The sequence below is a fragment of the Mucilaginibacter calamicampi genome (genome assembly GCF_042676765.1).
Taxonomy (GTDB): domain Bacteria; phylum Bacteroidota; class Bacteroidia; order Sphingobacteriales; family Sphingobacteriaceae; genus Mucilaginibacter; species Mucilaginibacter calamicampi.
On the sequence record NZ_JBHTHU010000005.1, the window covers coordinates 524,377 to 546,332 of the forward strand.

Here is a 21,956-nt window from a genome sequence, read left to right on the forward strand (position 1 = left end):
TTAATGGATACAGCTTTTGTAGGCGAACACCTTTTACCGGGCCAGTTGGGCCAGTTTTTCATAGTTTTAGCATTCGGTTCCGCGTTATTTTCAGCCATAGCTTTTTATTTTGCAACTACGGATAAAACCGGCGATAAATCCTGGGATCTCCTTGGCCGCATAAGCTTTTACACCAACTCAATTTCGGTTGTTGGAATAGGTGCGTGCCTGTATTACATTATATTAAATCACCTTTTTGAATATTACTACGCGCATGAGCACTCGTCAAGAACGTTGCCTGTTCAGTACATTATTTCAAGTTTTTGGGATGGACAGGAGGGTAGCTTTTGGCTGTGGACGTTCTGGCAGGCGGTATTAGGTAATGTTTTGATATGGAAAGCAAAATCATGGCGGGCACCTGTTATGACGGTTGTAGCTTTCTCTCAGGCCATGCTGGCTACTTTTTTAATGGGCGTTGAAATATTTGGTACGCGTATTGGGTCTTCGCCTTTTATTTTGCTTCGCGAAGCGTTTAATTTGAAAGAGTCGGCACCGATATTTACTACTAACCCCGAATTATATAAAAATTACCTGAGCTATATTAAAGATGGCAACGGTATGAATCCCCTGCTGCAAAACTACTGGATGGTTATACACCCGCCAACCTTGTTTTTAGGCTTTGGTTCAATGATCATTCCGTTTGCGTATGCCATTGCCGGTTTATGGCAAAAACGGTATAAAGAGTGGATAAAACCAGCTATACCTTATGGTTTGTTTGCCATGATGATTTTGGGCACAGGTATTATTATGGGCGCTTTCTGGGCGTATGAGTCGCTTACATTTGGCGGTTTCTGGGCCTGGGATCCGGTGGAGAATGCCTCTATTATACCCTGGCTGATATTGGTAGGCGCGGTACACGTGCTTATTGTTTATAAAAACTCGGGTCACTCGTACATTACAGCTACTATCATGACGCTGTTGAGCTTTGTGCTGGTGCTATACGCGTCGTTCTTAACCCGTAGCGGTATTTTAGGCGATACTTCGGTTCACTCGTTTACAGATGCTGGCATGTTCTGGCACCTGGCTATTGATGTGATAATATTCCTTATTGCTGCGATATTCTTACTGGTAATACGCTGGAAAGACTTACCTGTCACGCAAAAAGAAGAAGAAACCTACTCTCGCGAATTCTGGATGTTTGTAGGATCGGTTTTTTTATGCCTGTCTTGTCTGCATCTTGTAGGGGTATCTTCGCTTCCGGTATTTAATTTAATTTTCGGTACAAAAGCAGCAATTTCGAATCCTGTTACGCATTATAATATCGTTCAGGGGGGTGCTGCGGTTATCATTATGCTGTTGAGCGGTTTTACACAGTTTTTAAAGTATAAAAAAACTAATACTAAACAGTTTGCAATAACAACCGGCGTATATATGGCGGTGGCTATTTTATTAACTGGCGTAATTGCTTATTTAACAGGTGTAAATAAACTCAACTTTATATTCATAACAGTTATGTTTAGCAGTATTTACTCAATACTGGCTAACGGAAAAATACTGGCTGAAGCTATAAAGGGTAAATTCAAACTGGCAGGTTCGGCAGTGGCGCATATTGGTTTTGGGTTGATGCTGGTTGGCGCGCTAATTTCTGCAGGTACAAGTAAGGTTATTTCAGAAAATACTACCGGCGAGCAATATTCAGAAGAGTTTGTTAAAGGGAAAAATAACCCCTTAGAGAACATCACCATGTACAAAAACACTCCGGTACAAATGGGTAAGTACCAGGTAACGTACGTAGGCGACTCAATAGCGCCGCCTAACCATTATTTTAAGGTGCAATACAAAGCCTTTGATAAAGATGGAAAGGTTACCGAGGAGTTTATGCTTAAGCCCAACGCGCAGGCCAATCGTAAAATGGGCCTAATCTCGTCGCCGGATACAAGGCATTACCTGTTTAGTGATATCTACACGCACGTAAACATGGCAAACTCCATTACCTACGATGAAACTGCAGAGGCAGATGCGCACGAAGGCGAGGACGACGATAGCAAGTATGAAGCTCCTTTAGTTTATGAGGTTGCAGTAGGAGATACGCTGCCTTTTAGAGAAGGCTATGTTTTGCTGCAAAGCATAACAAAAATTGATAAGGTAAAAAGCATTAAACTTGAAGGAAAAGATGTAGCTGTTGAGGCGAAATTACAGGTGGTATCAAATGGCAAAACATATACGGCCACACCAATCTACCTCATCAAAAACAACAACGCTTTTGACTTTGCTCATAAAGTAGACGACTTGGGCATAAAGCTTCGCTTCTCTAAAATAATTCCGGCTAAGAATATGGTAGAGATAACCCTTTACCAGCAACCGCCAAGCGCGCGTAAGTATATTGTAATGCGTGCTATACAGTTTCCGTTTATAAACCTGTTATGGGCAGGTACCATTATTATGGTGATAGGCACACTGATGGCGATATTCAGAAGAAATAAGGAACTGAAAACAGTATAAATTATACCTTAAGGGGTAATGGAAGATAGTTCTAATCATAGTAAAGCCTTGTTAACGCAAGGCTTTACTGTTTTGAATGAAATTTATACATCTGAAGAACTGCAGCAACTAAATACGCTTATTGAAGCTGCAGATCAATCGGGAGATACTTTCAGAAAATAACCATAATAAGTCTTGTTTGTCATTGCGAGGTACGAAGCAATCGCAAGCAGAAAAGCCGACATGCAAAGTTCGCGATTGCTTCGTACCTCGCAATGACAAAAAATCGGCCTAACTTACAAAGCTTTTAAATACTCCAAAAAAAGATGCAGGGCTTTCCGCTTCTCTTCAGTCAGATCAAAATCTATCTTATTCATTAAATAATCATGAATATCAAAATCTGCTCTTGCGGGTATTTCAGCAAATAGCGCTTCGCGGTGCTGTAATCCATATTTAAGGGCCTCATTAAACTCATCCACAAAAGTTTGCGGAACAGGCTTGTTAGCTATCCAGGCAGCAAAAACAAAGGGCAATCCTGTAAATTTCTCCCATTCGCCGGCCAGATCATACGCGTAGGCGTACTTATCTTTTTTGCCGAAGGTACGGTCGCCTATTTGTACAAAAGCGGTTTCGCTATCGCTTAAATTTGAATATTCAGGGTCATTTGTTATTAGCTCCGGTGCTACCTTCCAGTAGTTTTTCAATAACACACGCGCTAAATTATTAGAGGTACGCGACTCCGGGTCTAATTGAAGACGTTTTATACTGTGAATGTCGCAATTGCTAAAAATGAAAACCGAATTAACAGCACCCTTTGCCCCAATGCAATAATCAGCAACAATGTTCCAATACGGCATATTAAGGGTAGCTGCTACCGGTATCAGCCCGATATCTACCTTGTTATCAATAGTTTTCTGCGCGCAATCAGCCGGGATATCAAGGCTGAGTTCTATTTTATCAATAATGGCGGTATGTTGAATACCGTATATAAAAGGCTTTGTATTAGTATAGCTAACAGCCGATATTTTTATTTTTTCCACGTAGGGCTCTTAGTTATCTTTTAAATGGTCGGCGTTATTAAAATCGGCAATTTGGAATTTTTCGCCGTCAAATACAACCTTGTATAACACCAGGTTTTGGTGCGGAAAGTCCTCGGCCTCGCTTGCCGGTTTGCCGGTTAGTAAACACAGAAATAAGCGCATGGCCCGGCCATGCATGCATATCAGCACCGTTTCTTCCTCCGGATGCGACATAATCACCTCCAGCGCTTCCCGCTGCCTTGCCTGCACCTCGTTGGGGCTTTCGCCGCCTTCAAATTTGCTGTCAAGGTTTCCGGCTACCCATTCGCGCACTATCCGCAAAAAGCCGGCCTTTGTTTCGGGTGTACTTGGCTGCCCCTCGTAAATTCCCCAGGCCAGTTCGTCCAAACCAGCCAGCTTTTCGTAGGGTAAACCCTCGTCAATAAACTGCTGTATGCTTTGCTGCGTGCGTTTAAGTTTGGATATATATATTTTATCAAAAGCGATATTTTTGTAAGCCTGATAAAATTGATCAGCCTGGCGGCACCCCTCATCATTCAGGTCGGTATCCTTACCACGCCCCTGTACAATACCCAGTTTGTTTAGTTCTGTTTGCCCATGGCGAACGATATATAGTGTTTTCGTCATTTAGCCCCTCTAAATCTCCCCCGGAGGGGGAGACTTCTTTTTGTTATACCCCAATTAAACAGTCCTCCCTACCGGGGAGGATTTAGGTGGGGCTCAATTAATCACTGGCAGCCTATAAAACTGTGGCTTTGCCTCAGTGGCAAACTGATGGTCTTTATAATCTGTAATTACATTATATAAAGTATCGCGTTCTATAGGATGGCGGCCCACCTGTTTTATTAACTCCACCAGTTCTTTGGTGCTCATGGCTGGTGTTTGCTCTTCGGCCCCTGCCATTGAGTATATTTTTGTAGTGTCGTCTAACGTGCCGTCTATATCATCAACACCAAAATTGAGCGATAACTGCGCCGTGTTACGGCTTATCATGGCCCAATAAGCTTTTATGTGATCAAAGTTATCCAGATAGATGCGTGCTATAGCGTAGTTACGCAGATCCTCAATAACGCTTACCTCGGGCACATGCGACATCTGGTTATCTTTATTGCGGAATTTAAGCGGGATAAAGGTTTGGAAGCCGCCGGTTTTGTCCTGCAGCCGGCGCAAACGCTCCATATGGTCAACCCGGTGATGGAACTCTTCAATATGGCCATACAGCATGGTAGCGTTAGAGCGGCCGCCTAATTTGTGCCATTCTTCGTGTATATCCAGCCATTGCTGCGATGTGCATTTATCTTTGGCGATCTGGTCGCGTATGCCTTCATCAAATATTTCTGCACCACCGCCGGGGATAGAACCCAAACCGGAGTCCATCATCAATTTCATGCCGGTGGCATAGTCTATTTTGGCTTTTTTAAATATGTAATGATATTCTACAGGTGTTAGTGCTTTAACATGCAGATCTGGCCGGTACGCCCTGATCCTGCTGAAAAGCTCAGCGTAAAATGCTACATCGTACTGCGGTAAAACGCCGCCTACTATATGCACCTCGGTAACGGGTTCGCCATCGTATTTTTTAACGATGTCAAACATTTCGTCCATGGTATATTCCCAACCCTCTGACCGTTGTTTTATCAGCCTTGAGTACGAGCAGAATTTGCAATCGTAAACACAAAGGTTAGTAGGCTCAATATGAAAATTGCGGTTAAAATAAGTAACGTCGCCGTGGCGCTGTTCGCGTATATAATTGGCCAGCGTGCCCAGGTAGGCCAGTTCGCCTTTTTGGTAAAGTAAAACGCCCTCGTCAAAACTGATGCGCTCATTCTTCAGCACCTTCTCTGCAATGCTTTTCAGATCAGCAGAAAGGGCGGCGTCTTGTAGTAATATTTGTAATCTGCCTTCGGCCCCCATTAAAAAAACTTTTAGCAAAAGTAGCAAATGTAAATGTAATGGTAGTGCAAATTTGGTGTTAAACCAGTCTGCTGTTAAAATCTTACATTCATATTTTAAAAGTAGGGCAGTAGTTAAGATAACATCCGCATTAAACAAAAAAGTGTTGCAAAACGCCGGCAAAATTTACCACTTTTCATTAATTTGATTATCAATAACTTATAATAAGATTATAGCTAACCGGCACTGACGAATATGTCTGTTGCAAAGTGTTGCATGTGTAAACACGTAATTGTTGTAAAGTTTTAATTATCAAACACTTGCAAAAAAAGCTGTTGCAAGTGTTGCAAAGTGTTGCCTGTATTTCCTGCAACACCCGCTATTCTTATTCTTTAAATTATAATCGTTAAAACACATTGTAATGACATTAAGGTTGAGGCTATTTTTATAAGTTTGTTTTTATGAAGCAGGAAACCATAGCTATACACGCAGGCAATCATACCGACGAATTTACCGGTGCGGTTGTGCAACCCATAACCCTGTCGACCACTTTTGAGCGGATGAAGGACGGCAGCTTTAGGGAGGGGCATATTTATAGCCGGGCTTCAAACCCTAACCGCGCGTCGTTAGAGAATGTACTGGCTAAACTGGAAAATGGTGTTGACGCGGCAGCGTTTGCATCAGGCAATGCCGCGGGTATGGCTGTTTTTCAGTCGCTGGCACCCGGTACGCACATTATCGCTCCTGATGATATGTACCATGGCCTGCGCAATCAGTTAAAGCTATTGTTTGCAGGCATATTGGAGTTCGATTTTATTGATGTAGATAACAGCGAGGTATTGAATGCGCACATTAAGCCCAACACAGGCTTAATATGGGTAGAGACGCCATCTAATCCCTTGCTTAAAATAACTGATATAAAGAAGGTTGTGGCTATTGCCCGCAAGCACAAAATCAAAGTAGCCTGCGATAACACTTTTGCTTCTCCTGTTTGCCAGCAACCCTTAACCCTGGGGGCTGATATAGTAATGCATTCATCAACGAAATACTTTGGCGGCCACAGCGACCTGATGGGCGGCGCATTAGTAACTGCTGAAGATAACGACTGGTGGCAACGCATCCGCGAGATACAAACGATGGGAGGAGCGATACCATCGCCACAAGACTGTTATATGCTTACCCGAAGCATAAAAACGCTGCCTTACCGTATACGCGGGCATGTTAGTAACGCGCAGGCGCTGGCTGAGTTTCTGCAACAGCAACCCGCTGTTGAGCAGGTTTTATACCCGGGTCTGCCATCGCACCCCGGCCATGAAGTTGCAAAACAGCAGATGACGGGCTTTGGCGGCATGTTATCATTCACTTTAAAGGATGGCCCCGAGGCAGCAAACAGGGTAATTAATAAACTACAGCTATTTACCCGCGCCACCAGTTTGGGCGGTGTGGAGAGCTTAATAGAGCATCGCGCCACCATGGAAGGGCCGGATACCAAAACACCATTTAACCTGTTGCGCATATCAGCAGGGTTGGAGCATATTGACGATCTAATAGCGGATATGAAGCAGGGCCTTATGCGTTAGGTTTAGAGGTGGAAGGCTAAAGGTAAAAGGCTCTAAATCGCTCCAAAAATACCTTTAACCTTTTGCCTTTAGCCTTTTGCCTCTAAAATATTTGCATTTACCCAATCAAAACTTATATTTGCACCCTATTGCAATAGCAATGTAATTGATCAATATTCCTTTCAGGCATATTTGATTTATAAAGAAGCGGCGAGAGATCAGGCTCCGTGACCCGCTGGCAACCCTCGGCAAATGCAGAGAAGGTGCCAATTCCTGCCCCGGTAAATATCCCGGGAAATATAAATTAACAATATGGAAAATTTAAAAAACACCCTTCAAGTAAACTTTATTAATACCCTAAAAGGTACTTCGCTTTGCTATGCCCCGGGCATGTTTATGCGTCGCTGTAGCTGATACAGTTTAATCATCCGGCTTGCTAAAGCCATAAACGGATAAAGTTTATCTTAACCACCTTTAATACGAATGATCGCTAAAACCTATAAATATTCACAACCATTTGAACTGGAATCGGGGCAAACGCTGCATGGTTTGGAAATTGGCTATCATACCTATGGCCGGTTAAACGCCGATGGCAGTAATGTAATATGGGTGTGCCACGCGCTTACCGCTAACTCTGATGTGCTGGATTGGTGGAAAGGTTTATTTGGCGAGAATGATTACTTTAATCCAACAGACCATTTTATAGTTTGTGCCAACGTGCTTACGTCGCCATACGGCACAAGTAACCCCCTGAGCATAAACCCGCAAACCGGCGAACCATATTACTTAGATTTCCCGGATGTAACCATACGCGACATGGCTAAAGCGCATCAGCTGCTTGCCGCATTTTTGGGAGTTGATAGCATAGAAATTGCCATAGGCGGATCACTTGGCGGGCAGCAGGCTTTAGAGTGGTCTATAATGCAGCCGCATCTGATTAAAAACCTGATAATTATAGCTACTAACGCGCGCCACTCGCCTTGGGGTATCGCGTTTAATGAGTCCCAACGATTGGCATTGCTGGCCGATGAAACCTTTTTGCCCGGCCAACCTGATGGCGGTAAAAAAGGGTTAAAAGCCGCACGAAGTATGGCATTGCTGTCCTACCGTACTTACAAAACCTACAATATCAGTCAGCAGGAAGACGATGATAACATTCAGGACGATTTTAAGGCATCAAGTTATCAGTCTTACCAGGGCGATAAGCTTGTTAACCGCTTTAACGCCTATAGCTACTGGTATTTGTCAAAAGTAATGGACTCGCACAATGTGGGCCGTAACCGCGATGGCGTTGAAAAGGCGCTTAGCCTGGTAAAGTCGCGCACTTTGGTTATTGGTATCCGTTCAGATGTGCTTTTTCCGATAGAGGAGCAGGAATATTTGCACAAGAATATTCCACAGGCGGAGTTTGCAGAGTTAGACTCCTTTTACGGGCACGACGGGTTTTTAATAGAAACCGAAGCCCTCACTAAAATTATTACTTCATTTTATAAAACAGACGCAGCCGGAAGTAACATCCGGTTGCACACTACCGCGTAATGAGCAAAAAATTGACTATTGGCCTTTTCGGCTTTGGAGTTGTTGGGCAGGGCCTTCATGATATTATCAAAACCAAAAACCTAAACATCGAAATAAAGAAAATAGCTATTAAAGACGCTACCAAAGAGCGGTCTTTACCGGCAAGCTACTTTACCACTGATAAAGACGAATTACTTAACAATCCCGAGATCAATACGATCATCGAGCTGATAAACGATACTGACGCTGCTTTTGAAATTGTATCTACAGCGCTCAGATCAGGCAAGAATGTAGTATCGGCAAGTAAAAAAATGATCGCGCTTCATTTAGAAGAGCTGCTTAAAATACAGGAAGAGCACGGTACCTCATTATTGTACGAAGGGGCGGTTTGCGGTAGTATACCCATCATCCGTAACCTGGAGGAGTACTATGATAATGAACTGCTGCACTCCATTTGCGGTATTTTTAACGGATCATCTAACTACATCCTTTCTAAGGGTTTTTTAGAAGGAATGGATTACGCTACCGCCTTAAAACAAGCCCAGGATCTTGGCTTTGCCGAAACCGACCCTACAATGGATGTTGGCGGTTACGATGCAAAATTTAAACTGACAATTGCCGCGGCCCACGCCTATGGGGTTGTAGTTGAACCGGATGCAGTTTTAAATATCGGTATAGAAAATCTGGCCGCCAGCGATATTCAGTATGCCCGCGAAAAGGGTTTGAAGATAAAACTGGTACCCGTAGCAAAAGAATTGGATGACCAACATGTTGCATTGTTTGTATTACCAAAGCTGGTAACAGAAAGCGAATTTTTATATAACGTAGAGTATGAATACAATGGCGTTATAGTACAGGCAGCCTTTGCAGACCAGCAGTTCTTCTTCGGAAAAGGAGCAGGGGGGCATCCAACCGGGTCTGCTGTACTTTCTGATATTGCCGCGTTGCGTTATGATTATCAATACGAATACAAAAAATTGAAGACCAATACCGGCCTTAAATTCACCAATGATATTGAGCTTTGTGTGTATCTGCGCTATGAAAATGATGATTTTGTTGATGCCCTTGATTTTAAAGAAATAAAAGAGCGTTATTACTCAGGTACTTATAAATATATTATCGGAAAAATAAATCTCAGCAAACTGATTGACCTTAGGCAACGTATATATGATGAAAAGGCATTCCTTGCCTTTGCCGACCAGCTAACGGGGGTCAGCTTAGTTTCGGCAAATTAACATAGGCTTTTGGCTTTGTTATTTAGAAAGGCTCTTTACAAAGGAGCCTTTCTTATTTAAGTTCATTTTGCCTATTTTCGCTCACCAAAATTCATCCTCGTATAAATGGATAAAGTTACCCGGGTATTAACAAGCAAGCCCTTTGTACTCACCTTATGGTTCGGCCTTTGTTTGTTTCCGGTAATTAAGAGTGTTATTGAGGGGCATAGCCATATCCATAACAACTACTTTGTTTACAAAGGGAATTTTTGGCACGTTCTCCATCAGCAAAACCTGTTTGCTTACTATCCCGATCAATATTTTGATCTGAACCATTACGGCCCTATATTTTCGCTGGTTATTGCGCCATTCGCTATGCTGCCCGATTGGTTGGGCGTGCTACTATGGGTGGTGTTCACGGCCTGGCTATTATTAAAATCGGTTGAGCAATTGCCAGTTACCCGTGAACATTACCTGTTGATCATTCTGTTGTGCGCGCACGAGTTGATGACGTCGACAGCCAATGTACAGATCAATCCGCTGGTGGCCGCGCTTATTATATTCAGTTTTACTTTTATACGTAAAGAGAGGGATTTTTGGGCGGGGCTAACCATTGCATTGGGCATTTTCATCAAGCTGTATGGTGTGGTTGGGCTGGCTTTCTTTTTCTTTTCGAAGAATAAGATCAAGCTGATAGGTAGTTTACTTTTTTGGTCGGCAGTGTTATTTGTTTTACCGATGCTGATCTCTTCGCCATCTTTCATCGTAAAAACCTATCACGACTGGTACCTTGATCTGGTAGCCAAAAACGCAGAGAACGAAACATCAACCCGTGTAGATGTATCTGTAATGGGAATGATAAGGAAGATCGCTTTTCCTCAACTTTCTAATATCATCGTACTCGTCCCGGGAATTATTCTTTTCGGTTTATCGTATCTGCGCATAAAGGCATTCCGTAACCTTAACTTCCAATTGTTGATACTTTCATCAACGCTTATTTTTCCGGTTATTTTTAGTACCGGGTCGGAGTCGCCAACGTATATAATAGCTTTTGTGGGCGTTGCGGTATGGTTTATCAATGCAGAGCGGCCATTAAGCAAGCTGGATATTTTTCTGTTGGTTTTAGCGCTGATATTAACCAGTCTTTCACCGTCTGATCTGTTCCCCCGCTATATCAAAAAAACCTATGTAGAGCCTTATGCATTAAAGGCGCTGCCGTGCTTTTTGATATGGCTGAAGATCATTTTTGAAACATTATTCCGTAATTTCACTAAAAAGGATTTAAACTTGCCCTCACAGACGGTATGAAGAAAAAACTTTCCATTGTAATTCCGGCGTATAATGAGGAAAAGAACATAGCTCATCTAATTGCCGAGCTAAGTAAATCCATCAGCAGCACAGGATACGATTACGAGCTTATTTTTATAAACGATGGCAGCAGGGATAATACATTGCAGGCTATCCAGCAACAGGCAGACATTTATCCGCACGTGTATTACATTGAGCTATCCAAAAACTTTGGTAAAGACTACGCCCTTAAAGCCGGTATTGACGCTGCTAACGGCGATGCCATTATTACTATGGATGCCGATTTGCAGCATCCCCCGCATTTGTTACCCGAGCTACTTAAAAATTGGGAAGAAGGATTCGACATTATTTACACTTATCGCGCAGAGTCTAACCGCCATGCAAGTGCTTACCAGCGCTTTGCATCAAAACTGTTTTATAAGATAGTAAATACGCTATCAGATATTAAACTGGAGAATGGTATATCTGATTTTAGGCTGATGGATAAAAGGGTGGTAGATGAGCTAAAACAGATCAATGAGTACGAGATATTTTTCCGGGGGATGGTAAAATGGGTGGGTTTTAAGCAAAAAGGCATACCCTACACACCTGCCGAACGCCATACCGGCGAAGCCAGTTATTCGTTTTTTCGCCTGTTTAAATTGGCAGTAGGGGGTATTATGGCATTTAGCGTGCGGCCCTTGTATATTGCCACCGGGTTAGGGCTGTTCTTTTCGTTTGCAGCAATCCTTTACATACCCTACGTGCTCATCAGCTATTTTGGCGATTATGATAAGGTTTCGGGCTGGGCATCGTTAATAGCTACGGTAGCTTTTTTTGGGGGATTACAGCTTTTGGTGCTCGGTATAATAGGCTCGTACCTGGGTAAAATATTTATGCAAACCAAGCAACGCCCAACTTATATAATCCGCTCCACTAATCTGCAAAAATAAATAATGATACTGTTAGGGTTTGATGTAGAGGAGTTTGATATGCCGTTGGAGTACGGCAAAAACCTGCCTTTTGATGAGCAACTAGCCGTATCTACCCAAGGCACCAACACCATTTTAGAAATATTAAGCAAAGCAGACATAAAAGCCACTTTTTTCTGCACCGCCAACTACGCGGTTAACAAACCCGATGTCATCAAAAAAATTGTTGATGCCGGGCACGAACTGGCCTCGCATGGTTACTATCACTCTGATTTTAAGGTAGAGCATCTACTGCAATCAAAATTGAAACTTGAAGAGGTTTCGGGAGCAGAAGTTAGTGGCTTCCGTATGGCACGGATGATGCCGGTTGATGAGAAGGAAATACAAAAGGCAGGCTATACCTATAACTCGTCTATCAATCCAACTTTTATCCCTGGCAGATACAATAACTTTAGCAAGCCCCGCAGCTGGTTTTTTGATGAGGGTGTTTTGCAGATCCCCGCATCGGTGTCGCCGCTTATTCGTTGGCCACTTTTTTGGTTAACGTTTCATAACCTGCCTATGTCTGTTATTAAATGGATGGCAGCAGCGGCACATCGTAAAGATGGTTACCTTAATCTGTACTTCCATCCCTGGGAATTTACTGATCTGAATCAACCCGAAAAATATGGTTTCCCGGGTTATGTGGCTAAAAACTCAGGGGAGGCTTTTGTAAAACGTATTACCGACTTTATTGCTTGGGCAAAAAGTAAAGGTTATGCGTTTGGCAGGACGGATGAGTTTGCGAGGGGGGTTATCAACAATAAATAAGTCCCTTTTAAATTCTCTGCGCAACTCTTCCTATTCTTCGTGTACTCTTTGTTAAAATAAACGCAAAGTGCGCCAGAAGACGCAGAGGTCACGGAGCCAGTACAATTTAACGCCCTACACCCTCCCAAACACCACTGTACCATTATGCCCGCCAAAGCCAAAGGTGTTGCTCATGGCATATTTAACATCGTGCGCAACAGCTTCACCTAAAATAATGTTCATGCTATCGTGAATAGCCGGATCTAAACTTTGCGTATTAATGGTTGGGGGGATAATGCCATTGCGGATAGCTAAAATGCTTAAAATACCCTCAATTGCACCCGCAGCGCCTAACAGGTGGCCGGTCATTGATTTGGTTCCGCTTATTTGAATAGTGTTTTTTTCTCCTCCGGTAAGGTTCAATACAGCGTTTATTTCAGAGAGGTCCCCCACAGGGGTGGATGTGGCATGCATGTTCAGGTAATCCAGTTGCCCGGTGGTTATTCCTGCTTCGTTCAGGGCCAATTGCATGGCCTTGGTGGCGCCTTTTCCTTCGGGATGGGTACTTGTCATGTGGTAAGCGTCGGCGGTCATAGCGGCTCCGCAAACTTCTGCATAAATGGTGGCGCCACGCTTAACCGCGTGTTCATATTCTTCCAGCACCAAAGCGCCTGCACCTTCGCCCATTACAAAGCCATCACGGTCCACATCAAAAGGCCGCGAAGCTGTTTGCGGGTCGTCATTGCGATGCGACATGGCCTTCATCGAACTAAAACCGCCAAAAGAAGCGGGCGAAATTGGTGCTTCTGAACCGCCGGTTACAATGATCTTAGCCTTATCTAAACGGATATAGTTAAAAGCATCCATAATTGCGGTATTAGAAGTGGCACAAGCCGAAACCGGGGCATAGTTAATACCCATATAGCCATGGCGCAGCGAGATCAAGCCCGAAGCCATATTGATCAAAAACTTAGGAATTAGGTAAGGATTAAAGCGTGGATGACCATCGCCTAAGGCATATTCGCGCACCTGGGTTTCGTAAGTTTCCATACCACCCTGTGCAGACCCCCATATAACGCCAACATCAAATGGATCCATTGCGGCAATATTAAAGCCCGAATCTTTAATAGCCTCGTCTGATGCTATCATAGCATATTGCGTGTAGGCGTCGGTTTTTTTGATATCGTTCCTGTCTAAAAAATCGGTAACGTTATAATCTTTCAGCTCGCAGGCAACCTGCGATCTGAATAGCGACGCGTCAAAACGTGTAACCTTGCCTGCTCCGCTAACGCCTTTAACAGCATTATCCCAAAATGTTTTAACATTATTACCAAGCGGGGTTAGCGCGCCAATGCCGGTTACAACAACTCTTTTTAACATAGTTCTTAAAAAAATTTCACAAAGGTATAATTATAATGCAAATGTCGGCAGGGGGTAGCTTTCTCAAATTTGAGGCCCGAGGGTATTGCAATGATTAAAGAATATTCAATTGCTACACTAAGGTGTACCATTTTAATAATTAAATTGAACTGTTTTTTATCGTGTGCTATTTTTTTAAATTGCTTATAATCAGATAATTTGCATTTTATAAAATGTACCACCGTCATTACTTTTAAGTCGGTAAAATTAGCTGTAAATAATAGTTAAATATTTAATTATCAGTGTTTTGTAAAATTGAAATTTTCTTAAATTTTGGTACACCAAATGGTACACTTTTCATTACACTAAGTGAAGTGTTGAACAAACGGTAGCGAAACGTTTTTCGTTTTGCAAACCTTTTTATATAAATAAGCTAAAATTGTATATTTAAACATGAAGAAGATCATATTTTCTGTTATGTTACTATGTGTGCTGGGTTTGGCGGGTTATGAGCTAGCATTTAGCAGCGCAGCACCAAAGGTCTATCGATTTGTAAACTATGATGAACTGCAGGATGGCGACATCATTTTCCAAACCTCAAGTTCGCCGCTTAGTGTAGCTATACAACTGGCCACGCACTCAAAATACTCGCATTGCGGAATAATTTTTAAAGAAAAGGGTGCCTGGTATGTTTACGAGGCAGTTCAACCTGTTAGTATAACCCCGTTAGAACAGTGGATAGCGCACGGCGATGGCGGCAAATTTGTAATAAAACGTTTAGCCAATGCAAAACAGACGTTAACCTTATCGGCTATTAATAAAATGAAACAGGCGGGCAAGCAATTTATGGGAAAAGATTACGATGGCACGTTTGAGTGGAACGACGATAGGATCTATTGCTCTGAATTGGTTTGGAAGATCTACAAAACCGGAGCCGGTATTGAAGTTGGGAAGCTTAAGAAACTGAAGGACTTTGATCTGAGCAGCCAGGCGGTAAAAACTAAGCTAAAAGAACATTATGGCAACAAGATACCATTGGAGGAGCCGGTAATTTCGCCGGTTGCTGTTTTTGATAGTCCGTTGTTAGTAACAGTACGATCCAACTAAAACCATATATGGCGAAGAACACCAATAAAACCACCGAGAACGATGGGAGCGTAGTTGATTTTTTAAACAGCGTTGCCGACGAAACCAAACGCTCCGACAGCTTTAAAATAGTTGAACTGATAGAGCAGCACACAGGCCTGCCTGCTAAAATGTGGGGACCTGCCATCGTTGGTTTTGGCAGCTACCACTATGTATATGAAAGTGGGAGGGAAGGCGACGCGCCCTTGTTTGGCTTTTCGCCAAGGGCGAACAATATTTCACTTTATCTATCGAGCGGCTTTTCCCGCCGCGAAGAACTGCTTGCCAGGTTTGGTAGGTATACCGAAGCTAAAGCTTGTGTTTACATTAGAAAATTAACGGATGTTGATACGGAGGTGTTAAAGACCATGGCAGAAGAGTCTATGATGCACATTAAGGAGAAATATTCGTAATGATATATAGGTTTAAGCAGAGACTTTAGCACCTGTTTTTAGTATCAACAGAACGCCCAACGTTAAAGGGGCTTAACGCTTGTTTGATTGAATTTATTACTTTTTCCAAAGACGCGGCTTCAGCGCCTTGTTGTCCGGGTAAAATATTTCAATTTTCTCGTTGTAACCGGGGCCTGCATATAGGTAGTGTTGTTCATTGTAAGTTTTTGACAGATCTTTACTATATTTACAATCATCCGCAATCGGAAATACAAAAAAGGGGTGATAGGTTCCAATTTGTCCGCCTTTTACTGTTTTATAAAATTCGCCGTAGCCCCTGTAGATAAAGCATAGCCTGTCATTCCTTTCAAGATCGGTTAATGCAATCGGTATTTCAACATCTAAACTCACAGTGCCCATAGTCTCATCAGATTCATGGTCAAAAACCATTTTTATATTGTTATTTTCAATGTTTATTATTGAAAATTCTCCACCGTATCCTGCGCCATCAGTACCGCCTGACATAATTATAACAGTATGCAGATTTGTTTTTTGAACAAATACATTTTTTGATTTAACCAGATTATGATTTGATGCCAGTAACTCAGCTTGTATTTCAGCCCAGTAGTCTTTTGCCGTGAAGATTACCTTTTTAGCGCCCGACATTAAGATGGATATTCTGTTGAATGATGATTTATCCGTTAGCGATGAGCTCAATATTATGGTATCAATTACATCATCATTATTAAGATCAATGCGAAAAGTTTTGAAATGATTATATGTTACAGACTTTTTACTCTTTTGCGCTAAGGCAGCAAAGGAGATAGTTAAAAATAAAGCCAGAAGCAAATTTTTCATATCGATAAAGATAAATAATCAAACCTGTAATATTCAATGATTTTGTGTTGCGACGCTTTTGCGTATGGCTATTTTCCGCAACGCATTCTTACCTTTGCCCTGTGCCAGCAAGGAAACCCAAACCCAAAACAACCAGGAAAACGCCTGCAAGAGCAAAAAAGTCGGCTAAGAAAAATCCGTCGTGGAAATTGTTGCTGGCAGGTGCGCTCCTTATCCTGCTTTCGCCCTTTTATTACGGCTATGTGCTAAAATTCTTCAGCACAACCTGGCGTTGGGTTACAGATATCGGCGAATCGCCAAACTATCGCACCTATCAGAGTTTTGGCATCCGCATCCCGGTTAAGTATAAAATTCATGGCATAGACGTTTCTTACGCCCAGGGAAAAATTAACTGGCCAACGGTGCGGGCCATGAAAGAGGATAGTGTACGTATAAAATTTGCCTTTATTAAAGCTACGGAAGGTTTAACAATAGCTGATCCCTATTTTAAGCGCAACTGGCGCGAGGCGGCCAAGGCGGGGATTGTTTGCGGAGCCTACCATTTTTTCAGGCCCAAAAAAGATGGTTTGTGGCAGGCGCGTTTCTTTTTGCAGAACGTAAAGCTGGAAACTGGCGACTTGCCCGCTGTGGTAGATATTGAGGTATTGGATGGAGTATCACCTGCAAAGATGCGTAAGGAACTAAAGGCGTATATAAAAAAGATAGAAACTGCAACAGGCGTAAAACCGCTCATTTACACAAGCCTTAGTTTTTATAAAGACTATCTGGCCGGTCATTTTGATGCTTATCCTTTATGGATTGCTCATTATTATCAGGGTGAGCTGAAAGTGGCTAATGGTACCAACTGGTGGTTCTGGCAACATTCGGATAAGGCAACTATCAACGGCATTGGTCATGTGGTAGATTTTAACGCCTTTAAGGGGGATAGTCTGGATTTGCAGCGGTTGTTGGTGAGGTAATGCTTAGCTGTTCATTCTAAGTTATAAAATCCAGGGCCTGTAAGGGTGGAATTATAAAGAGCGTTGTCATCCTGAGCCTGTCGAAGGATATGCGGGCGGGCCTTCGCGTTCACCCTTCGACAGGCTCAGGATGACAGCCCGCGTGAGTTCATAACATGTCATGTAGCGCCAGCGAAGAATCTTGTAAGCTAAGCTATGCTACGCCAAGCGCTTAGTTAACAAAGCGCGTAAGATTCTTCGCTGTCGCTCAAGATGACAAATTATAGGATATTTAAGCTTTATAAGCAGCAGCAAACTTAACTGCAAAATCTTCCAATTTAGTTTTACCAATCAGTTCGGCATTATCCAGATCAAAATCATCCCAAATCAATCCCGTCCTGATGGCGGCACCCATTTCAACATAATTTTTAGCGATATCTTCGGGCAAGCCAGCACCTCTCATACCATCGTAAGCTTGCTCATCAGTAAACTCAACCCAGGGTAATTCAGGTTTGCCAATAGCTTTTCCCAATTCAGCGGCAACTTCGCTAAGAGTGCGTTTGTCGCCTCCGATGTATAAAACGGATATGCCTGTAAAGCCTTTTTCTATGTTTTCTGCAGCAATAGCGGCAATATCCTCCGGATCAACCATAACCAGTGGCTTATTAGCGCCAAAGTTTGATCCTATTATACCCGCATGTTTTATCATATTGATATCAGCATAAAAATTATTGTAGAAGTACGATGGGCGAAGGATAAGCAGATCAACACCCTCCAGTTGCTTCTTTAATATTTCTTCTGCTCTGTGTATACCTGCAATGGGGCCTGTACCTTCCGGCAAATGCGCGCCCAAACTGCTTAACAATATTACTTTTTTTATGCCCGATGCCTTAACCGCGTTGGCATAGTGTTGGGCCACTTCGGCTATGTTAGCTTTAATGTCGGGTGCAGAAAAATCGGTAGGTATCATAAGATAAACCACATCAGCATCTGTAAAGGTCCGGGTTAAAAAATCTTCATCGGTAATTGAACCAATCGCCGGTGTAGCGCCTATACTTTTTATCTGCGCTGATTTGTTACTATCACTGCTGATAACGGTTACGTTATGGCCGTTTGCTGCAAGTGTTGTTGAAAGCGGGCGGCTTATATTGCCTAATGACCCTGTTATAATTATTTTCATGATTTTGTATGTTTTTGTTGAAAGCAAAGGTATATTTGTACTTACTTTTTTACAAGTACTTACCCTAAAGTATGTATCTATGACAACCATTAAAGAATCTTCAACCATCAACATTAACAAACGGGCTAACAGGGCCAATTGCCCGGTAAGTTATGTTATAAGCAAACTGGGCGGTAACTGGAAGCCCCTTATTCTGTTTGAGTTAATGCACGGCCCACGAAGGTACAGCGAACTAAAAAGGGCGATACCAACGGTAACAGAAAAAATGTTGATACAACATCTGAAGGAATTACATGAGGATGGTTTAATTAACCGCCACGCAGAGAATGTAGTTCCGCCGGTGGTAACCTACAGTTTAAGTCCTGACGGAGAAGAACTAGGGCCAATTATGGATGAGATGGTGAGGTGGGCCGAAGGCAGGTTTAAACCCAAAGAAGGGTCGGATGTAAGTGGCTATCTCACGGTAAAATAAATTCTTACGTTTTTAGCCTAATTTACCACCTTTGCACAGTATGATAGACTATAACCCTAAAAGCTGGTTCACATTTATTTTTCGCGTTCATAAAGCCGATACCTTTCGTAAACTTTTGCCGCTTATGCTGGCAATTGCAGCCTACTCAGGCGTAATTGTTTACCTGGAGGTGAACGTTTTTAAGCTATCGCAGAATAGCCATATCAAAAACATTAGTCTGGTGCATACGATACTCAGTTTTGTTATCTCTATGTTGTTGGTTTTCAGAACCAACACAGCTTATGATAGGTGGTGGGAGGCAAGACGGGTATTAGGATCGCTTACTAACACTTGTCGCAATATTGCAATTAAACTGAAGGCCATTAACATCGGTGCTGATCAGCGTGCTTTTTTTTCGACAGCCATACCCATGTATGCCGATGCATTGCGCCAGCACTTACGCAATGAGCGCTGGGATGTGGCAAGTGTCCCTACTATAATGGTTAATCCCGATGAACATGTCCCTAACCAGATAGCGGGATTATTAACGGAGCAAGTTTATAGCTTACATCGCGATGGGGTTATAAACCGGGAAGAGCTGCTGCTTATAGGGCCTGATCTGGCCGCGCTAACAGATATTTGCGGTGCCTGCGAACGTATCAAAACCACGCCTATCCCTTTTTCCTATAGTGTGTTCATCAAAAAATTCATCTTCTTTTTTACCATGACTTTGCCTTACGGCTGGTCGTTTAGTTTAGGTTACCTGGTGGTGCCGCTGGTGGCCTTTGTGTTATTTGTATTGGCCAGCCTTGAGCTTATTGCCGAAGAGATAGAAGACCCATTTGGCTACGATGCCAACGACCTGCCGGTAAACCGCATATGCACCAACATACATAAACATGTAGCGGAGTTGTTAAAAAAAAATAATTAATAATGAGCAAGACCTATAAAATATTCTGTGCCGATAGCCTTCCGTTTTTGGATGAGGTGAAGCATCTTTTTGAAAATGTTCAGATTGATTACTGGCCAGAGGCTACTACCATTACCGAAGATGCTTACAGGCACGCTTTTAGTAATTATGAAGGTGTTATAACCACCCATACGGTTAAAATTGATAGTCGCCTTTTTAACGATGGTTTTAAAGTGAAAGCCATATCCAGCTACGGCACCGGGCAGGATTATATGGATAAGCCATTTCTGGCATCAAAAGGCATTAAAATAATAGGCATTGCTACAGAACATGTTTACTCCACTGCCGAGTTGGCTTTGGGCCTGGGCTTAAATTGTATTCGTAATATCAGTACCTCTAACAACTACGTTAAACGCGGAGAATGGGATAATACAGGATTAACCCTTTACATGGGCGATAACCTGTATGGCAAAACCTGGGGAATTGTTGGCATGGGGAAAATTGGTGTTACATTGGCTAACATGCTAACAGCTTTCGGTTGCAATGTAATATACACAGCCAATAGCGATCATCATAACGAATGGGAGTATTGTACTAAAAACGAATTACTGAAGCGGAGCGACATTATATCCCTGCATATACCACTAAATGAGGATACAGTAAACTACATTGACGAACCAGAATTGAAGCTGATGAAGAAGAATGCCATACTGGTTAATGTGGCGCGAGGCAAGGTGGTGAACAATGCTAAATTGTATGAGTATTTAAAAAACGGCGCTATAGCATCTGCAGCGCTGGATGTTACTGACCCTGAACCGCTAAGCGACATCGCCATTGCTAATATACCTAACTTGTTAATTACACCCCATATTGGCACCGCCGCGGCTTATACCCGCAGGCAAATGACGGAGGCATCTATTAGAAATTTGCTCAAGTTGCTGGGGCAGGGTTGATATGCTATAGCGTCATTACACAGGTTATATTATTTAGTTCGATATTGTAGCGTTTGCGCCAGCATACACGTTTATTGGGGTATGCTCAACCTGATAAACTATCAAAAGCGACTTGTAAGATATTTAACGTTTCTGATATTAATTGTTGTCTCTTGTAGCAAAGGCGAGCACTCGCCGGCTCCTGATCCTGTAGCGGAGGAAGAAATAATTAAGATACCTGTAGTAGTTCATGTAATTTATTCTGAAGATCAATTCAATATAAGCGACGATAAAATTCGCTCACAAATTAAAGTCTTGAATGAGGATTTCAGGATGCGTAACCCGGATCATCTGCGGGTGCCGGATGAGTATAAATCCGTTGCCGCGGATGTTGGCATTGATTTTCAACTCGCCTCAATTGATCCCGAAGGCAATCCAACTAATGGCATAACCCGCACACGAAGCATTTTGATGGGATGGCACGGCAGAGTAACAGCGCAGGCTGATACTTTAGAAAAACTCCCGCTTTACCATACAAATAAGGGCGGGCACGATGCATGGCCAAGAGATAAGTACCTGAACATTTGGATTGCCGACCTTAGCGACAGAAACGGCAACGTTATAATTGCCGGTTATTCACAATTTCCGGGCGCACCTGCGGCGGCAGACGGAGTGGTTATTGATCCGCGTTGTTTTGGTACTTTACCCCCGCTCACTCCTCAGCAATCACTCGGACGTACCGCAACACACGAAATAGGACATTGGCTAAACCTGTACCATATTTACGCACAACCATCTGATGATGTAGATGATACCCCACCGGGATGCCAGCCAAACCTAAGCAGGTTAAGCGCCTTATCAATAAAATGCGTTACTGAAGGGGCATTGCCACTAAAAACAAATTCACCAAGTTCAGCCGATTGCGGACCGAGCCCCATGACCATGAATTTTATGGATTATGTGTCTGATGAAAATATGTATATGTTTACCAGGGGCCAAAAAGAAAGAATGAGGAGTTTGTTTAAAAAGAGCGGTGCAAGGGAAGCATTGTATCGGAATAACACGCTGATCATTAAAAACTAATCTTTGAATATCCAAACCAACACGGCTCCGGGGAAA

Annotated in this window: 21 protein-coding genes and 1 riboswitch; of the genes, 15 read left to right on the plus strand and 6 right to left on the minus strand. The window is 42.8% G+C overall.

Features of this window, described 5'->3' with window-relative positions; genetic code table 11:
• Positions 1–3 precede the first annotated feature (3 nt).
• The gene (gene ccsA / locus ACFQZS_RS08035) at positions 4–2,481 is read left to right on the plus strand and encodes a cytochrome c biogenesis protein CcsA (RefSeq protein ID WP_377099024.1); all 2,478 of its coding nucleotides are present in this window, start codon (positions 4–6) and stop codon (positions 2,479–2,481) included.
• Positions 2,482–2,499: 18 nt separating this feature from the next.
• Positions 2,500–2,643: a hypothetical protein gene (locus ACFQZS_RS08040; protein WP_377099026.1), complete on the plus strand. Its 144-nt coding sequence runs from the start codon at positions 2,500–2,502 to the stop codon at positions 2,641–2,643.
• Between the two features lie 113 nt (positions 2,644–2,756).
• Here ACFQZS_RS08040 and ACFQZS_RS08045 read toward each other — a convergent pair whose 3' ends face one another.
• The 3 genes from ACFQZS_RS08045 to mqnE all read right to left on the minus strand — a co-directional run bounded on the left by ACFQZS_RS08045 (position 2,757) and on the right by mqnE (position 5,414).
• Positions 2,757–3,500: a menaquinone biosynthetic enzyme MqnA/MqnD family protein gene (locus ACFQZS_RS08045; protein WP_377099028.1), complete on the minus strand. Its 744-nt coding sequence runs from the start codon at positions 3,498–3,500 to the stop codon at positions 2,757–2,759.
• Positions 3,501–3,509: 9 nt separating this feature from the next.
• Positions 3,510–4,127: a histidine phosphatase family protein gene (locus ACFQZS_RS08050; protein ID WP_377099030.1), complete on the minus strand. Its 618-nt coding sequence runs from the start codon at positions 4,125–4,127 to the stop codon at positions 3,510–3,512.
• 93 nt (positions 4,128–4,220) lie between these two features.
• The gene (gene mqnE / locus ACFQZS_RS08055) at positions 4,221–5,414 is read right to left on the minus strand and encodes an aminofutalosine synthase MqnE (protein WP_377099621.1); all 1,194 of its coding nucleotides are present in this window, start codon (positions 5,412–5,414) and stop codon (positions 4,221–4,223) included.
• Positions 5,415–5,854: 440 nt separating this feature from the next.
• Here mqnE and ACFQZS_RS08060 point away from each other — a divergent pair, with 440 nt between their 5' ends.
• The 6 genes from ACFQZS_RS08060 (at position 5,855) to ACFQZS_RS08085 (ending at position 12,713) form a co-directional block, all read left to right on the plus strand.
• Entirely contained in the window at positions 5,855–6,973 is a 1,119-nt protein-coding gene (locus ACFQZS_RS08060; protein ID WP_377099031.1) for a trans-sulfuration enzyme family protein, read from the plus strand.
• Between the two features lie 173 nt (positions 6,974–7,146).
• A riboswitch (SAM riboswitch) is annotated at positions 7,147–7,258 on the plus strand.
• A 177-nt stretch (positions 7,259–7,435) separates the two neighbouring features.
• On the plus strand, positions 7,436–8,491 hold the full coding sequence (locus tag ACFQZS_RS08065) for a homoserine O-acetyltransferase family protein (RefSeq protein ID WP_377099033.1): 1,056 nt from the start codon (positions 7,436–7,438) through the stop codon (positions 8,489–8,491).
• The gene (locus ACFQZS_RS08070; protein WP_377099035.1) at positions 8,491–9,705 is read left to right on the plus strand and encodes a homoserine dehydrogenase; all 1,215 of its coding nucleotides are present in this window, start codon (positions 8,491–8,493) and stop codon (positions 9,703–9,705) included. The genes ACFQZS_RS08065 and ACFQZS_RS08070 overlap by 1 nt, the downstream gene beginning before the upstream one ends.
• A gap of 105 nt (positions 9,706–9,810) precedes the next feature.
• Positions 9,811–10,992, plus strand: coding sequence for a glycosyltransferase family 87 protein (locus tag ACFQZS_RS08075; RefSeq protein ID WP_377099037.1), 1,182 nt, complete (start codon positions 9,811–9,813; stop codon positions 10,990–10,992).
• Positions 10,989–11,924 (plus strand): glycosyltransferase family 2 protein, encoded by a 936-nt coding sequence (locus ACFQZS_RS08080; RefSeq protein ID WP_377099039.1) that lies wholly within the window; start codon positions 10,989–10,991, stop codon positions 11,922–11,924. The genes ACFQZS_RS08075 and ACFQZS_RS08080 overlap by 4 nt, the downstream gene beginning before the upstream one ends.
• Before the next feature lie 3 nt (positions 11,925–11,927).
• Positions 11,928–12,713, plus strand: coding sequence for a polysaccharide deacetylase family protein (locus ACFQZS_RS08085; protein WP_377099041.1), 786 nt, complete (start codon positions 11,928–11,930; stop codon positions 12,711–12,713).
• A gap of 114 nt (positions 12,714–12,827) precedes the next feature.
• Here ACFQZS_RS08085 and fabF read toward each other — a convergent pair whose 3' ends face one another.
• Entirely contained in the window at positions 12,828–14,072 is a 1,245-nt protein-coding gene (fabF, locus tag ACFQZS_RS08090) for a beta-ketoacyl-ACP synthase II (RefSeq protein WP_377099043.1), read from the minus strand.
• Positions 14,073–14,504: 432 nt separating this feature from the next.
• Here fabF and ACFQZS_RS08095 point away from each other — a divergent pair, with 432 nt between their 5' ends.
• Both ACFQZS_RS08095 and ACFQZS_RS08100 read left to right on the plus strand, forming a co-directional pair.
• Positions 14,505–15,158: a YiiX family permuted papain-like enzyme gene (locus tag ACFQZS_RS08095; protein WP_377099045.1), complete on the plus strand. Its 654-nt coding sequence runs from the start codon at positions 14,505–14,507 to the stop codon at positions 15,156–15,158.
• Positions 15,159–15,166: 8 nt separating this feature from the next.
• Positions 15,167–15,589, plus strand: coding sequence for a DUF1801 domain-containing protein (locus tag ACFQZS_RS08100; protein WP_377099047.1), 423 nt, complete (start codon positions 15,167–15,169; stop codon positions 15,587–15,589).
• Between the two features lie 96 nt (positions 15,590–15,685).
• Here ACFQZS_RS08100 and ACFQZS_RS08105 read toward each other — a convergent pair whose 3' ends face one another.
• Positions 15,686–16,426, minus strand: coding sequence for a hypothetical protein (locus tag ACFQZS_RS08105; RefSeq protein ID WP_377099049.1), 741 nt, complete (start codon positions 16,424–16,426; stop codon positions 15,686–15,688).
• Positions 16,427–16,527: 101 nt separating this feature from the next.
• Between ACFQZS_RS08105 and ACFQZS_RS08110 the strand changes: the two genes are divergently transcribed.
• The gene (locus ACFQZS_RS08110) at positions 16,528–17,385 is read left to right on the plus strand and encodes a glycoside hydrolase family 25 protein (protein WP_377099050.1); all 858 of its coding nucleotides are present in this window, start codon (positions 16,528–16,530) and stop codon (positions 17,383–17,385) included.
• A gap of 271 nt (positions 17,386–17,656) precedes the next feature.
• Here the strand turns inward: ACFQZS_RS08110 and ACFQZS_RS08115 are convergent, their stop codons facing one another.
• Positions 17,657–18,544 carry an NAD(P)H-binding protein gene (locus tag ACFQZS_RS08115; RefSeq protein ID WP_377099052.1) on the minus strand — a complete coding sequence of 296 codons (888 nt, stop codon included), beginning with the start codon at positions 18,542–18,544 and terminating at the stop codon, positions 17,657–17,659.
• 79 nt (positions 18,545–18,623) lie between these two features.
• Here ACFQZS_RS08115 and ACFQZS_RS08120 point away from each other — a divergent pair, with 79 nt between their 5' ends.
• The 4 genes from ACFQZS_RS08120 (at position 18,624) to ACFQZS_RS08135 (ending at position 21,920) form a co-directional block, all read left to right on the plus strand.
• Positions 18,624–19,016: a winged helix-turn-helix transcriptional regulator gene (locus tag ACFQZS_RS08120; protein ID WP_377099054.1), complete on the plus strand. Its 393-nt coding sequence runs from the start codon at positions 18,624–18,626 to the stop codon at positions 19,014–19,016.
• Positions 19,017–19,056: 40 nt separating this feature from the next.
• Positions 19,057–19,926 carry a bestrophin family protein gene (locus tag ACFQZS_RS08125; RefSeq protein ID WP_377099055.1) on the plus strand — a complete coding sequence of 290 codons (870 nt, stop codon included), beginning with the start codon at positions 19,057–19,059 and terminating at the stop codon, positions 19,924–19,926.
• 2 nt (positions 19,927–19,928) lie between these two features.
• Entirely contained in the window at positions 19,929–20,858 is a 930-nt protein-coding gene (locus ACFQZS_RS08130) for an NAD(P)-dependent oxidoreductase (protein WP_377099057.1), read from the plus strand.
• 81 nt (positions 20,859–20,939) lie between these two features.
• Positions 20,940–21,920 (plus strand): zinc metalloprotease, encoded by a 981-nt coding sequence (locus ACFQZS_RS08135; protein WP_377099059.1) that lies wholly within the window; start codon positions 20,940–20,942, stop codon positions 21,918–21,920.
• Positions 21,921–21,956: the final 36 nt, after the last annotated feature.

What these genes read in the sequence shown, in the direction of transcription:
- ccsA (WP_377099024.1), top strand. Translation starts at nt 4, where the DNA reads ATGGATACAGCTTTTGTAGGCGAACACCTTTTACCGGGCCAGTTGGGC.
- ACFQZS_RS08040 (WP_377099026.1), top strand. Translation starts at nt 2,500, where the DNA reads ATGGAAGATAGTTCTAATCATAGTAAAGCCTTGTTAACGCAAGGCTTT.
- ACFQZS_RS08050 (WP_377099030.1), bottom strand. Translation starts at nt 4,127, where the DNA reads ATGACGAAAACACTATATATCGTTCGCCATGGGCAAACAGAACTAAAC.
- mqnE (WP_377099621.1), bottom strand. Translation starts at nt 5,414, where the DNA reads ATGGGGGCCGAAGGCAGATTACAAATATTACTACAAGACGCCGCCCTT.
- ACFQZS_RS08060 (WP_377099031.1), top strand. Translation starts at nt 5,855, where the DNA reads ATGAAGCAGGAAACCATAGCTATACACGCAGGCAATCATACCGACGAA.
- ACFQZS_RS08065 (WP_377099033.1), top strand. Translation starts at nt 7,436, where the DNA reads ATGATCGCTAAAACCTATAAATATTCACAACCATTTGAACTGGAATCG.
- ACFQZS_RS08070 (WP_377099035.1), top strand. Translation starts at nt 8,491, where the DNA reads ATGAGCAAAAAATTGACTATTGGCCTTTTCGGCTTTGGAGTTGTTGGG.
- ACFQZS_RS08075 (WP_377099037.1), top strand. Translation starts at nt 9,811, where the DNA reads ATGGATAAAGTTACCCGGGTATTAACAAGCAAGCCCTTTGTACTCACC.
- ACFQZS_RS08080 (WP_377099039.1), top strand. Translation starts at nt 10,989, where the DNA reads ATGAAGAAAAAACTTTCCATTGTAATTCCGGCGTATAATGAGGAAAAG.
- ACFQZS_RS08085 (WP_377099041.1), top strand. Translation starts at nt 11,928, where the DNA reads ATGATACTGTTAGGGTTTGATGTAGAGGAGTTTGATATGCCGTTGGAG.
- fabF (WP_377099043.1), bottom strand. Translation starts at nt 14,072, where the DNA reads ATGTTAAAAAGAGTTGTTGTAACCGGCATTGGCGCGCTAACCCCGCTT.
- ACFQZS_RS08095 (WP_377099045.1), top strand. Translation starts at nt 14,505, where the DNA reads ATGAAGAAGATCATATTTTCTGTTATGTTACTATGTGTGCTGGGTTTG.
- ACFQZS_RS08100 (WP_377099047.1), top strand. Translation starts at nt 15,167, where the DNA reads ATGGCGAAGAACACCAATAAAACCACCGAGAACGATGGGAGCGTAGTT.
- ACFQZS_RS08105 (WP_377099049.1), bottom strand. Translation starts at nt 16,426, where the DNA reads ATGAAAAATTTGCTTCTGGCTTTATTTTTAACTATCTCCTTTGCTGCC.
- ACFQZS_RS08115 (WP_377099052.1), bottom strand. Translation starts at nt 18,544, where the DNA reads ATGAAAATAATTATAACAGGGTCATTAGGCAATATAAGCCGCCCGCTT.
- ACFQZS_RS08120 (WP_377099054.1), top strand. Translation starts at nt 18,624, where the DNA reads ATGACAACCATTAAAGAATCTTCAACCATCAACATTAACAAACGGGCT.
- ACFQZS_RS08125 (WP_377099055.1), top strand. Translation starts at nt 19,057, where the DNA reads ATGATAGACTATAACCCTAAAAGCTGGTTCACATTTATTTTTCGCGTT.
- ACFQZS_RS08130 (WP_377099057.1), top strand. Translation starts at nt 19,929, where the DNA reads ATGAGCAAGACCTATAAAATATTCTGTGCCGATAGCCTTCCGTTTTTG.
- ACFQZS_RS08135 (WP_377099059.1), top strand. Translation starts at nt 20,940, where the DNA reads ATGCTCAACCTGATAAACTATCAAAAGCGACTTGTAAGATATTTAACG.